11 protein-coding genes are annotated in these 12,065 nt (G+C 55.4%); 7 read left to right on the top strand and 4 right to left on the bottom strand.

What is annotated here, in order from left to right; all coding sequences use genetic code 11:
• Positions 1-110: 110 nt before the first annotated feature.
• The gene (locus IB252_RS24920; protein ID WP_192410578.1) at positions 111-674 is read left to right on the top strand and encodes a GNAT family N-acetyltransferase; all 564 of its coding nucleotides are present in this window, start codon (positions 111-113) and stop codon (positions 672-674) included.
• A 55-nt stretch (positions 675-729) separates the two neighbouring features.
• Here the strand turns inward: IB252_RS24920 and IB252_RS24915 are convergent, their stop codons facing one another.
• Positions 730-1,653 (bottom strand): universal stress protein, encoded by a 924-nt coding sequence (locus IB252_RS24915; RefSeq protein ID WP_192410577.1) that lies wholly within the window; start codon positions 1,651-1,653, stop codon positions 730-732.
• A gap of 249 nt (positions 1,654-1,902) precedes the next feature.
• Here IB252_RS24915 and IB252_RS24910 point away from each other — a divergent pair, with 249 nt between their 5' ends.
• A complete protein-coding gene (locus IB252_RS24910) occupies positions 1,903-2,829 on the top strand; it encodes a universal stress protein (protein ID WP_192410576.1) in 927 nt (308 codons plus the stop codon).
• A gap of 255 nt (positions 2,830-3,084) precedes the next feature.
• Here the strand turns inward: IB252_RS24910 and yiaY are convergent, their stop codons facing one another.
• Entirely contained in the window at positions 3,085-4,233 is a 1,149-nt protein-coding gene (gene yiaY / locus IB252_RS24905) for an L-threonine dehydrogenase (protein WP_192410575.1), read from the bottom strand.
• Between the two features lie 558 nt (positions 4,234-4,791).
• On the opposite strand from yiaY, the gene IB252_RS24900 reads away from it, so the two are divergent.
• On the top strand, positions 4,792-5,160 hold the full coding sequence (locus IB252_RS24900) for a hypothetical protein (RefSeq protein WP_223527808.1): 369 nt from the start codon (positions 4,792-4,794) through the stop codon (positions 5,158-5,160).
• A 140-nt stretch (positions 5,161-5,300) separates the two neighbouring features.
• Positions 5,301-5,723 (top strand): hypothetical protein, encoded by a 423-nt coding sequence (locus IB252_RS24895; protein ID WP_192410574.1) that lies wholly within the window; start codon positions 5,301-5,303, stop codon positions 5,721-5,723.
• A gap of 167 nt (positions 5,724-5,890) precedes the next feature.
• Here IB252_RS24895 and IB252_RS24890 read toward each other — a convergent pair whose 3' ends face one another.
• Positions 5,891-6,373: a hypothetical protein gene (locus IB252_RS24890; RefSeq protein WP_192410573.1), complete on the bottom strand. Its 483-nt coding sequence runs from the start codon at positions 6,371-6,373 to the stop codon at positions 5,891-5,893.
• A gap of 597 nt (positions 6,374-6,970) precedes the next feature.
• Here IB252_RS24890 and IB252_RS24885 point away from each other — a divergent pair.
• The 3 genes from IB252_RS24885 to IB252_RS24875 all read left to right on the top strand — a co-directional run bounded on the left by IB252_RS24885 (position 6,971) and on the right by IB252_RS24875 (position 10,996).
• A complete protein-coding gene (locus tag IB252_RS24885; protein ID WP_192410572.1) occupies positions 6,971-7,864 on the top strand; it encodes a transporter substrate-binding domain-containing protein in 894 nt (297 codons plus the stop codon).
• Between the two features lie 609 nt (positions 7,865-8,473).
• Positions 8,474-9,400, top strand: a complete 927-nt coding sequence (locus IB252_RS24880; protein WP_225607570.1) for a transporter — start codon at positions 8,474-8,476, stop codon at positions 9,398-9,400.
• Positions 9,401-9,862: 462 nt separating this feature from the next.
• Positions 9,863-10,996 carry an aminotransferase class V-fold PLP-dependent enzyme gene (locus IB252_RS24875; protein WP_192410570.1) on the top strand — a complete coding sequence of 378 codons (1,134 nt, stop codon included), beginning with the start codon at positions 9,863-9,865 and terminating at the stop codon, positions 10,994-10,996.
• A gap of 230 nt (positions 10,997-11,226) precedes the next feature.
• On the opposite strand, the gene IB252_RS24870 is transcribed toward IB252_RS24875, so the two are convergent.
• Positions 11,227-11,973: a tetratricopeptide repeat protein gene (locus IB252_RS24870; protein WP_192410569.1), complete on the bottom strand. Its 747-nt coding sequence runs from the start codon at positions 11,971-11,973 to the stop codon at positions 11,227-11,229.
• Positions 11,974-12,065: the final 92 nt, after the last annotated feature.

Raw genomic sequence — 12,065 nt, 5'->3', positions numbered from 1 at the left:
CGTCTCTCTGATCCAGATCAGATTCTGACGCCGGCGGCAGCGTAGAAAGGAACGAACCGCGGAATTTGTCACCGCGCGCCAATCTTTCAAACCGGATGGAGGACCACCCCATGCTCACTGTCAAAGACCACAATGATCGGGCCGCTGCCGCCTACGCCGCGGTGACCGGACAATACTGGATTGAAGCGCTCAAGGATGGTCGTCACGTGCTGATCCGGCCGCTGGCGGAAAAAGACCGCGAGCGTGAATACGCTTTTATCAAACGGCTGTCACCCGAGTCCCGGCACATGCGTTTTCTTGGGCAAATCAACGAGCCCGGCGCCGCCATGCTCAATCAGTTGATGGACACCGACAACAAACAGCGCATGGCCTATATCGCGCTAGTCCACGAAAACGGCCAGTTGATCGAGATTGGCGTCAGCCGCTATGCGGCCACAGCCGAACATGAATGTGAATGCGCCGTAACGGTCGCCGATGAATGGAAGCACCTGGGGCTTGGCACGTTACTGATGGAGCATCTGATCAAGTCCGCCCGCAAGAACGGTTTTCGTCAGATGTATTCGGTGGACGCCTCCAGCAACGCGCAGATGCGCGACCTGGCCAAGGCCTTGGGTTTCGAGAGGCATAATGATCCTGATGACAGCCGTCAGGTCATTCATCGTCTTTACCTGTAAAAAAATCGCCCCGCAATGTTCCGGCCAACGGTTCATTGCGGGGCGATTCAAGCGCTCAGGATTGCAGCATCTTGCCCGGTTTTATCGCCAGCACACTGCATGGCGCCCGATGCAGGAGTTGTTCGGCGGTGGTCCCCAGTAGCTTGTTCAACCCCTTGTGCTGCACCGTCCCCATTACGATGACATCGGTGCGGTGGTCGGTGGCGAAATCACAAATACTCGACACTGGTGCGCCCTCGATGAAGTGCCGACATTCCGGTGGCACGCCGTGACGCTCTGCCAGGGCCGCAAATGCCTCGGCCTGAGCCACGCCCAACGCTTCATAAACCCCGACGGCCAGCGGCAGCGCACCGAATCCCATGTCCTGCGCATACACGGCCGTCCAGTCAAAGGCATGCAGCAGTTCCAGCCGGGCATCGCACTGTTCAGCCAGCTTGGTCGCAGCGTCGATAATCTGGTCGTTGAACACATGGTCCTGGTCTTCGCTGCGCAACACATCGACGATGGCCAGCACGTTGCGGGGGCGTGGGTTGAGGGCATTGGTCACCAGATGCACCGGCACCGGACAATCGCGCAGCAACTGCCAGTCCAGCGGCGTAAAAAACACCCGTTTCAATGCCGATTCTTCCTGGGCATCCTTGACGATCAGCGCCAGCGGCATCTCGTTGACGAAGTGCAGGATTTCCTCATAAGGATGTTGTACCCACACCACCTCACTGGTGACCTCGACCCCGTGTTTGTTCATCAGGCCGGCTTGCTCCGCGAGCCATTGCCGATGGGTTTGCAAATACCCGTCCCGGGCCAGGCTGATTTGTTCAGGGGCGAACAGGCCAGCCACCGCCAGGGCCTGCAAATAATCGAACGCCACAATATGCAACGGCAGTTGCATGGCGAGCGCCAACGCGGCGGCCCGGTCGAACGCGGGCGTGCGAGTCATGGCTGAGGGGGCTATTAACAGTAAACGCTGAATCTGCGACATGGGGCACCTCGGCACGCGGCCATCTGGATGAAGTGAACAGGCATCCAGATTGAGCGTTCCTGTCTGGGACGACTTGATCTTTATCAGGAACTAACCGCATGTCGGACGGTTTTTTCCGTTCCCCGCCTGTTTGACAAAAATCAATCCTGCCTCCCCGGCCAGCGGCAGGATGAGCCTAAGGTTTCACTGCCCAAACGCACCGTTGCCATTGAGCGCAAGCGTTTCTGGATTACCCACGGGAGATTTGTCATGTCTGAGCAATTACGTTTGATGCTGGTCGTCTCGCCCTTGATGGAAAACAGCCCCGCGTTCGACCGGGCCGCAGCGTTGGCCAAGGCTTCGGGTGCGGCACTGCATATTGTGGCGTTCGACTACCTGGAAGGGTTGGCAACGGCCGGCATGGTCAACGAACAAGCGCTGGAGCAGATGCGACTCGGGTATGTCGAGCGCCATCGCCAATGGCTGGAAGAGCAGGCCCGTCCCTTACGAAAAATCGGAGTGCACGTCACCACTGAAGTGATCTGGGTGGAAAGACCCTTGCAGGAAATCCTCATTCACCTCAAAGAACAGCCGATGACCGCACTGATCAAGGCACTCGAATACGAATCGCTGCTATCACGCCTGATGTTCACGCCCCTCGATATCCATTTACTGCGCGAATGCCCCGTGCCTTTGCATTTTGTCAGTCACGTGCGGCACCCCCTGCCACGCAAGATTGTCGCCGCAGTTGACCCTTTCCATCGCGATAACCAATACGAAGGTTTCAACGACCGGATTCTGCGCGAGGCCGCAAAACTGGCGAGCGCCTGTAACGCGACGCTGGATGTGATCTATGCCCATGACCTGTCTTCCATCAGCACCGACGAATTCGGCTTCGACAACGCCTCTGCATTCTTTTCCTCAGGTACCGCCAAGACGCTGTTCGATGCACAAAGCGATGCCTTCCGCGAGCTGGCCGAGCGCAATGGTGTTCCTCCGGAGAACCAGCACGTGATCATGGGCAATCCGGCCAAGGTTCTCTCCAGTTACGCGGATGCCTATGACATCGACGTCATCGTCATGGGCCGGGTCGGCCATCGGGGCATTGGTCGATTGGTCGGCAGTACGGTGGAACATCTGCTGTACAAAATGCCGTGCAGCGTATGGGTGATTTCACCGGAAGAACTGGCTGAGTGAAAGAAGCCCACGAATCAGAAAGAACGAGATGCGGGGCCGCAAATGGATGGGTGCGAGGTATTTTCTGACGCGAAAGCTGGCCGGGTTAAGTTCAACCGAAGGCGTAATGCTGTTCACTTAAGCGCGGCGCTCACATTTGTGGCGAGGGGATTTATCCCCTCGCCACAGGCTCTAGCTCGACTGAAGAATGTCTTAAGTGAACAGCATTGAACCGAAGGCGGGGCTTTTGATCGGGCTGGCGTCACTTCATATCGGTTACATCGCGGTATGGAAAATCTGCTCGATCTCGTCCTGATTGGCAGGACGCGGATTGGTAAAGCCGCAGGCATCCTTCATGGCATTGGTTGCCAGGATCGGGATGTCGTCGGCCTTGGCGCCCAGTTCGGCGAGGCCGCTCGGAATACCGACATCCGAAGACAGTTTACGGATGGCGGTGATGGCCGCGGCGGCGCCATTTTCCGCATCCAGATGCTGGGTGTCGACCCCCATTGCATTGGCGATGTCTTTAAACCGGGCCGGGCATACGCTGGCGTTGAAGCTGGCGACATGGGGCAGCAGGATCGCATTACAGACGCCGTGAGGCAGGTCGTAGAAACCACCCAGTTGGTGCGCCATGGCGTGGACATAACCCAGCGAAGCATTGTTGAAGGCCATGCCGGCAAGAAATTGCGCGTAAGCCATATTTTCCCGGGCGGTCATGTCGTCACCCTGGGCAACGGCAGTGCGCAGGTTGGCCGAGATCAATTCCACGGCCTTGAGTGCGCAGGCATCAGTGATCGGCGTTGCCGCAGTCGACACGTAAGCTTCGATAGCGTGGGTCAGCGCGTCCATGCCGGTGGCGGCGGTCAGGCCTTTGGGCATGCCTGCCATCAGCGAAGGATCGTTGACCGACAACAGTGGGGTGACGTTACGGTCGACGATGGCCATTTTCACGTGCCGGACTTCGTCGGTAATGATGCAGAAACGGGTCATTTCACTCGCCGTGCCAGCGGTGGTATTGATCGCGATCAACGGCATCTGTGGCTTGGCGGATTGATCCACGCCTTCGTAATCACTGATGTGCCCGCCGTTGGTGGCGCACAGGGCAATGCCCTTGGCGCAGTCATGGGGTGAACCGCCGCCCAGGGAAATAATGAAATCACAGTCGCTGCGCCCCAGCAGCTCAAGACCTTTCTCGACATTGCTGACCGTCGGATTCGGTTTGGCGCCATCAAACAGGGTGGAGTTGATGTCCTGCTGGTCCAGAAGGCTGGCTACCTTGGCGGCCACGCCGGCTTTGGCCAGGCCTGCATCAGTGACGATCAAGGCTTTACGGAAACCATATTTGCGGATGGCGAGCATCGCTTCGTCGAGACTGCCAATGCCCATCATGTTCACGGATGGAATGAAGAAAGTGCTGCTCATGATAAATCCTCTTTTACTCTGGAAACCCGGAAATCAGGTGAGGTCTTCTACTCATATCGCAGGCTGTGAGGCGGGTCTGATTGTCGTCATTGACGAGCTCAGCGGGAGACGTGCTGCATCAAGTGTTCAGGCGAACAGTGTTTTAAGATGCAGAGGTGGATGGGCCATCGCAGCCGGTATCTTTTGATCATGGGATTGAGCCTAAACCTGTGACGCCAGACTGGAATGATCCTTTAGCTTTCATTGGCACCTCCTTTAGTACTGAGAGGTCATGCGCACCGCCAAGTCCGGCGCGAGATCTGTGGAAGCCGGGCTTGCCCCAATGTCAGTCGGTTAAGGATGTTCAGGTGAACTTCACACCTGTGGCGAGGAAGCTTGCTCCCGCTGGGGCGCGCAGCGGCGTTTCTTGGCTTTGCGAGATTGGGTAGATGACTTGGTCGGACGCATGCGGATCAATCGACAGGCTGAAATCGGCCAAGAGCAGACTGTGGACAGGTAGCCGCTGATGTCTCTACGCTGGTCGATCCAGTGACAGCACAGCGGTAAAAAGGAGTAGGCATGTTGGAAGTTGTCATTGATCGAGATAGCGTGCATGCAGGAGACGATATGCACAGTCATGAAACGTCAATTAACGTCGAAGCCACCGCAACGCTAAGTGTGTTGTTAGATAAGGTGCAAACCTTGGGCTACTTGCCAGGCATCAGGGGTGGCGAGGCTACCTGGATAATTTGTACGTCTGAAAACCCAATAGGCGTTTTAGCTCAGCAATGGTCAGAGCCAAAACTGACGGTGCCCGCCGACAGTATGGTAAGTGAATATTTCGCAGGCATCGAACCTCGCCTTTTGTTCAGATATTGGTGCCAGAAAAATCCAGATCAGGTTTTCGACCATATCAAGGTCGGTAATGAGCCACCTCCAGTTTATTAGTGGTCAATGGCAACCCTAGCTGTAGTCCTGGACTCGAGGTCCGCTTGGGGTCGTTTTCAGTCGGTCACGACAGGCAGAAAACGGCCAAGAGCCGCCAGTCGACTTCCCTTAAATAAGCGCTAAGCAAGGTAAATTTCGCGATGAAAAGCTGGATAGCTAATACGAAAATTAATGCCCTGTTAGGGGCTAGCTCTCAAAAAATTGATGGCGTGAAGGTTAGGCGGACCCTTATAGAGTACTGCGACAGGTATCAAAAGATTTATCCTTTTGCAATTCTGGAAGAGCCACTTGAACTCCTGAAAAACAATGTAAATTCAGATGATAAATATAGGGAAATGCGAGCACTGCTTAGGGTTGCGACTGAAGAATACTGCATTAGTTTAAACGAGATAGCCGATGCTCTTCTTGACCTGATAGACACTCGTGTCCTTACTACGGACCAAGCAAAAAAAATTATCAATCACGTTTTCGAAGCATTTTCCTGCAATGAAAGCCCCGAAGATTTCATTCCAAGAGAGGATGCCTATTTGTGCAAAAATCTGTTTGCGATTACCTCCAACTAGCAAATGGTTGAAACCGCTCGCCTTGCTCGCTAGGACGGGCCCGATTGGGGTGACTAGTTACTCGCCTCGGGACATTTTTGGGCCTTTGATGACCGGCCGCTTCTGGCCGTAAACACCCTTTCGCGAAGGGCTGCTATGGGTCGATTTCGGCAAGAATCATATGCGCTTCAGGACAGCTTACAGTCACTTGCACTCATCACGACTGATGTAACCGGCATCATGTCTCGGCCTAAATAGTTATAGCGGTAGGTTCCGCCAAGTCTCATAACGCGCAAAATCTGCGGTTGGGTACAAATTGCGGCCAGTGTCGACCTGAAATACTGGTAGGTTTTAAGCGTGTTGAATTCAGCCGCATCCGCTTTTACCAATCGCACCCAATAGGTGAACTGTCTCCCGGAGCCGGAAACGTCGTACAGTTCCATCCCATCATTCAGCTTTTCCGGGAGCTTGGCCTTCATCGGTCCAATAGCCTTGTAAAAGATCTGCGCAAACAGATCATCCAGCGTCATGCCCGAGGCCGCTAACTCGTCCAGCAGGGGCTGAGTACTAGCATCCGCGGCAGCGCCTTCTGGCATTTTTGTCTTAACAGACTCGACTTTCGGCACCACAGCGGCACATCCCGTAACCATCAATGACATGGCAACTGCCACGATGCGAATTATCCTGGGCAATTTTTTCACAATCCTTGAAATTCAAAGTGCATGATCTTATCGCAAACGGCCATTAGCCATCACGCTGAGCGAGTATGAAAGCGGGATGGGCTTTCTGTTTTTGCGTCAGCTCAGCCTTGGGCGACCGGCAGAAATGGGTCGATTTCGGTCGGTCGTGACAGACAGAAAACGGCCAAAAGCTGAAGTAGCCTGTTTGGGGGGCAGACATTCAAGATCTGGCCTAACCCGGCGCTACGCGGTTTTTTAGTCCGGCGCCCATATCGATCAATACGTTAAGACCCGGGCTTTAGATGCGTCTAAGTGTCAGCGAAACATCTTCCCTCGTTTCCGCGACCCCAAATACTCCAACGGTAGCGTGGCGTCTTAAGCGCAAGAGCCAGCGATCCGTCGCGATGGAATTTGTGCGACTTCGCACATTACTCGGTTTTCTGATCTGGCTCAAAGTATCTACCGTCCCTGGGCGTAGTGTTTGCAATAACGTTTCGTAAACACGCCTGAAATGGGGTGCTCATCCTTCACGTTTTTCAGTGTGTTTTTGAGATGTTTTTGCCTTTTTCATACTTCAAAGGGTGTCCGATGAAAACCTCATATTTCGTAGCAACGACAATCCTCGCCGCAGGCTTGTCTGCCGTTGCATCTCCTGCCAACTCGCAGACACTCGAAAAAGTTGCCGATAATAACAAAATCACCGTGTCTTACCGGGAGGCATCGGTACCTTTCAGCTACTTGATCAGTCCTACCGAAGCCGTGGGTTTCTCAGTCGATTTAACCGATGCCATCGTTGATGATGTGCGCAGGAAGCTCGACAAACCGAACTTAGAAGTGGCTTACATTCCTGTGTCTTCGCAAACCCGCATTCCGTTGCTTGTCAACGGCACATACGATCTGGAGTGCGGTTCGACCACCAACAACGCTGCGCGTGGCAAGGACGTGGCTTTTGCAATTAGCCATTTCTACACCGGCACGCGCCTGTTGACCAAGAAGACCTCAGGCATAAAGAACTACGCCGATCTCGCAAAAAAGACTGTCGCCAGCACGGTCGGCAGCACGAACGAGAAGGTCCTCCGCCAATACAGTACCGACAACAATTTAGATGTACAGGTCGTCTTGGGTAAAGACTATGACGACTCCTTGGCGCTGGTTGAAAATGATCGTGCCGTAGCGTTTGCCATGGACGATATCCTGCTTTATGGCCTCATGGCGAACTCCAAAAATCCCGGTTCGCTCGAAGTCGTGGGTGATGCGCTGCAAGTCGAACCCTATGGCTGCATGCTTCGCAAAGATGATCCCGAGTTCAAGCAATTGGTCGATGGCACCATAACCCGTCTCATGGAGTCGGGCGAATTCGCAAGGCTATACACCAAGTGGTTTGAATCACCGATTCCTCCAAAAGGAACGAATCTGAATATGCCGATGAGCGAGCAGCTCAAAGCCAATCTCAAGGCGCGCAGTGACAAACCAGTGCTGTAAAGCTTAACGAGTAACTGAGCAAATGACATATAGAAGAAAAAGGACTCCGCTAGGAGGTATGGATCACGATTGATTACTCCGCCGGAGTACGTACATGGATTGCCTGATATGTGGAAACAAGCTTGCTCGTATTGCGTCTTCTGGCGTATGGATGGAGTTTCATTGTCCTGAGTGTGGTTCCGGTCGCGTAACCATGGAGCTTCTTAGCTTAATGATGCTGATGCGAGCTCGGTTTGATGTGTCGCTGAGCCGAAAATGGCTTGCAGAACAACGGAAGTTCGACCCGCTCCCTATTATGCAAACCTCAGATCTCCCATTTTTGACAATCCACTGACTTACTGACTCATTCACTGAGTGCTGTTGGCCGTATTCCGCTTGTGACCAAGGCCGCAGTCGGCCATGAGCGGACATTGACCTGGGACTGCTACCGGCCAGAGCAGTCATTCGTGTTGGCGTTCAATAACGACGCTTTTATCTATGACGCCGCAAAACCGAATAGATTTATCCAGCTGGCGAGACGCTCATTTTCACTATGAGTGCCAAACGAATGCAGATGAGCTACTACAATCCTTAGAACTCCGGGGCCTGACAGAAAGCGAACGAATGTGGATGAAACACAAACTCTACCTCGTCTGGCTGATTCGGTTCGCATCCGCTTCGCTCATCATCGTAACCTGCGGTGCAGGCGCAGAAGATCTCGAACCAAGGTCCTACGCCAATACGCCGGTCGGTATCAATTTCCTGCTCATGGGCTATAGCGATCTGCATGGCAACGTAACGGCCAACCCCTCAATCCCGCTTCAGGACGCCAAGCTCAACATCAAGACGGTCGTGTTTGCCTTTGCCAGGTCCCTGGACGTCTGGGGCCGCTCCGGGAAGTTCGATATTGTCGTGCCTGAGGCAAGATTGACCGGCTCCGCCCTGTTCGACGGTGAACTCAAGGAGCGTAATGTGACCGGGTTGATCGATCCGAGATTCCGCTTCTCGGTCAACCTGTATGGCGCCCCGGCGCTGTCCCTGGCTGAATTCCCCGGCTATCAACAGGATGTGATTATCGGCACCAGCCTGGCGATCACGCCCCCCCTCGGGCAGTACGACGAGAACAAGCTGGTAAATCTGGGTAACAATCGCTGGTCATTCAAACCCGAGCTCGGGATTTCCAAGCGCCTGGGGCCAGTGACCCTGGAATTATCCGGCGCGGGCACCTTTTACACCGACAATAATGAGTTCCTCGGCAACCACACACTCTCCCAGAACCCGATTTACCAGGTACAGGGGCATCTAATCTATGCCTTTAACAATGGAGTTTGGGTTGCGCTGGATACGACCTACTTCACTGGCGGAAGTAGTTCAGTCGATGGAGTCGGTAATCACGACTACCAGGAAAACACACGTTACGGATGCACTCTGACGCTGCCATTGGACCGAAACCATTCACTAAAGCTGAGTGCGAGTAATGGCGGACATACCCGCACGGGCAGCGAATACGACGCCATTGGAATAGTCTGGCAGTATCGCTTCGGCGGCGGGTTGTGAAACTTGGGACTTGCTTTAAATACCCTTCATTGATCCGAGCTTTCCCAACGTCATAAGTCGTTGACGGCAGGGGTAGTCACCCAGCCGGCCTCCAAGCCTCCGGGCAGCATTTGCCCAACTTCTTCTCCAACCTCCGAGTCAATCAGCTTGTTTAGCTTGGCGTTCATGGTCATGAGGAGTCGGCGTTATTTGTCGGATCCAGCGCGAGGATTAGCTCGGCAGCATTACCGAATGTGGCATTGAGTAGCCCACCCACGCTCTCGCCCAGATGTGCGGCCAATTGCTCGGTGGCGCATCCCAGCCAGCCTGCCAGCGGCAAGATGGCGAGCGCACGTCAAGTAACCGACCTGATGATGCCAGCCACTCGACAGAAGTCGAAAATCAATCCCGAGCAATCTTGTCATTTACCAAGGCTTAGGGCAGGGTCGATACCACTGAGATCTCTGTCAAAGGAGTCACCCCATGTCAAAGCTATATCCCAGTATCGATCCCGAGGGGCTGGTCGAGTACTCAGTGGTCTACACCGACCGCTCGCTCAACCACATGTCGCAGTCATTTCAAGACGTGATGAAGAACATTTCCAGGACTCTGAAACAGGTCTACAACGCCCAGGCTGTTGCGGTGGTCCCGGGCAGCGGCACATTCGGCATGGAAGCGGTGGCGCGACAGTTTGCCACCGACCAGCAATGCCTGGTGATACGCAACGGCTGGTTCAGTTATCGCTGGAGCCAGATCCTTGAGATGGGCAACATCCCGGCGGCCACCACGGTGCTGAAAGCCCGACCGGTCGACACGGGTCGCCAGGCTGCCTACGCCCCACCCCCTCTGGACGAAGTGCTGGCAGCCATTCAGGCGCAGAAGCCGCAGATTGTCTTCGCTCCCCACGTTGAAACCTCATCAGGGATTATCCTGCCCGACGAGTACCTGCGGGCCGTCGGCGACGCCGTGCATGCGGTAGGTGGCCTGTTCGTGCTGGACTGCATCGCCTCAGGCACGCTTTGGGTTGATATGCACAAATGCGCAGTCGACCTGCTGATCAGCGCACCGCAGAAAGGCTGGAGCGCCTCCCCTTGCTGCGCCCTGGTGATGCTCAGCTCTTTGGCCCTCGAGCGCATCGAACACACGCATAGCAGCAGCTTCGCCTGCGACCTGAAAAAGTGGCTTCAGATCATGCAGGCCTACGAACAGGGCGGACATGCCTACCATGCGACCATGCCCAGCGATGCCCTCGCGCGATTCAACGAAGTGATGAAAGAGACGCAAGCCTACGGTTTCGACAAGGTCCGCGGCGAACAACAGGCTCTGGGCGATCGGGTGCGCGCAATGTTGACCGGCAAAGGCATCAAAAGCGTGGCCGCAGCCGGCTTTCAGGCCCCTGGCGTGGTGGTGAGCTACACCGATGATGCCGACATCAAGAGCGGTAAGAAATTTGCCAACCACGGCCTGCAGATCGCCGCCGGAGTGCCGTTGCAATGCGACGAGCCGGCCGACTTCCAGACCTTCCGCATCGGTCTGTTCGGGCTCGAAAAGCTGCACAATATCGAGCGCACGGTCAGCACCCTCGAACAGGCACTGGACGAGGTGATGGTTAACTAAGCCCTCATCTTGCCCGCAGCACGTGCGCCCTTCAGCGCTATCAGAAAAGGTTTCCAACGAAGCCTTTCACGGGGCGTGATGATTGGCGGCTGTATGACTTGGATCGACCCAAAGCTGACGATGGCGACAGGCAGAAATCGATCAGATAGCGACCACGCCCCCTGACTACCCCATCCCAGTCCTCCCTCAACGTGGAGCACAAAAAACCGGCCAAAAGGACACTCAGAAACTCAACCGTGCACCAGGTAGGCTCCTGACGGAACCCGATATCGCAGCTTCTTGCATTTGCCGGGTTTGGGCTGATGCCCGGGCGGGCGATCAGGAAACCAGATTCGGCATTTCCCCGGAGGCGGCCAATGGCCGCGGGGAATCTCAATCTCATCGTACGCGGGCTCTGGCACGACGGAAGCCACTGGCAATTCTCCTTCGGGCCCTGGCCCGCCAGCCGTCGGCGAATCCGATACCCTCTGCGCCTGTGCGCTAGCGAAGTTGCCAGCGTTGGCTTGTTCAGCAGCGGCCATTTCTGCCTCGCGGCGCTTTTGGACCTCCTCTTTGAGCCCCTCCTGGACTGCGACCAGGTCCTCTTTGGCGTTGGGTGAAGTACTTGAAGCCTTGGCCTGCTGCGCCGCCTGGATCAATTGGAAGTTGCGGTTGCGTAACTCGACGTTGCGACCAACCCGCATGTTCGAGCGCGCCGCCAACGTTTCAGCCTGCTCGTACTGCCCCTGCTGAAGACGCAACACACCAAGGTAATGCAGCGTCGCGGGATTGTTCGGCTGGATATGCAGGGCACGTTCCAGCGTGGCAGCGGCTTGGTCCAACTGGCCATTTTCATACTGCCCAGAGGCGGTTTCGATTAGCGTGGTTGATGCGCTGTTACTTTGCGAGGGCGCCTTTCGCTCGGCAGCAACCGAGCAAAGCGACACGACGGCGCAGAACGCCAGGATAAGACCCGGCAGAAAACTCTTGGTTGGCATCAAGGGGCGGACTCGGCGGATCTAGGACGGCACTGCCGCAAAGCAGGCCACCAGCGCTGCTCGGCGTCGCCGATACAGGGCCCCTGTTGACC

It is taken from the genome of Pseudomonas sp. PDM10 (assembly GCF_014852295.1).
Lineage (GTDB): Bacteria > Pseudomonadota > Gammaproteobacteria > Pseudomonadales > Pseudomonadaceae > Aquipseudomonas.
This window is presented reverse-complemented; position numbering and strand designations above follow the sequence as displayed.

Excerpts from the sequence above, each read along its gene's own strand:
- IB252_RS24920 (WP_192410578.1), top strand. The coding sequence starts at position 111 with ATGCTCACTGTCAAAGACCACAATGATCGGGCCGCTGCCGCCTACGCC.
- IB252_RS24915 (WP_192410577.1), bottom strand. The coding sequence starts at position 1,653 with ATGTCGCAGATTCAGCGTTTACTGTTAATAGCCCCCTCAGCCATGACT.
- IB252_RS24910 (WP_192410576.1), top strand. The coding sequence starts at position 1,903 with ATGTCTGAGCAATTACGTTTGATGCTGGTCGTCTCGCCCTTGATGGAA.
- yiaY (WP_192410575.1), bottom strand. The coding sequence starts at position 4,233 with ATGAGCAGCACTTTCTTCATTCCATCCGTGAACATGATGGGCATTGGC.
- IB252_RS24900 (WP_223527808.1), top strand. The coding sequence starts at position 4,792 with ATGTTGGAAGTTGTCATTGATCGAGATAGCGTGCATGCAGGAGACGAT.
- IB252_RS24895 (WP_192410574.1), top strand. The coding sequence starts at position 5,301 with ATGAAAAGCTGGATAGCTAATACGAAAATTAATGCCCTGTTAGGGGCT.
- IB252_RS24885 (WP_192410572.1), top strand. The coding sequence starts at position 6,971 with ATGAAAACCTCATATTTCGTAGCAACGACAATCCTCGCCGCAGGCTTG.
- IB252_RS24880 (WP_225607570.1), top strand. The coding sequence starts at position 8,474 with ATGAAACACAAACTCTACCTCGTCTGGCTGATTCGGTTCGCATCCGCT.
- IB252_RS24875 (WP_192410570.1), top strand. The coding sequence starts at position 9,863 with ATGTCAAAGCTATATCCCAGTATCGATCCCGAGGGGCTGGTCGAGTAC.
- IB252_RS24870 (WP_192410569.1), bottom strand. The coding sequence starts at position 11,973 with ATGCCAACCAAGAGTTTTCTGCCGGGTCTTATCCTGGCGTTCTGCGCC.